Source organism: Natrinema versiforme JCM 10478 (assembly GCF_000337195.1).
Lineage (GTDB): Archaea > Halobacteriota > Halobacteria > Halobacteriales > Natrialbaceae > Natrinema > Natrinema versiforme.
The window spans coordinates 1-267 of record NZ_AOID01000067.1 but is presented as its reverse complement, the minus strand read 5'-3'; the positions used below and the strand labels follow the sequence as shown (position 1 = coordinate 267).

The window sequence follows — 267 nt, the reverse complement described above, 5'->3', positions numbered from 1 at the left end:
GCTCGATATCTTTTCAAGCGCGTACCGCCCCAGTCAAACTGCCCGGCTACCAGTGTCCTCCGCCAGGAGTGAGAGTCGCAGTCACCATCGGGTAGTATTTCAATGCTGACTCGGTGGCCCGCTAGCGCGGGTACCTGTGTAATGTCTCCTACCTATGCTGCACAATGGCGACCACGTCTCAGTGACAGCCTGCAGTAAAGCTCTATAGGGTCTTCGCTTCCCCTTGGGGGTCTCCAGACTCCGCACTGGAACGTACAGTTCACCGGG

At 57.7% G+C, this 267-nt stretch carries 1 rRNA gene; it reads right to left on the bottom strand.

What is annotated here, in order from left to right:
• Positions 1 to 267 (bottom strand): 23S ribosomal RNA (locus C489_RS21325); the annotation flags it as partial.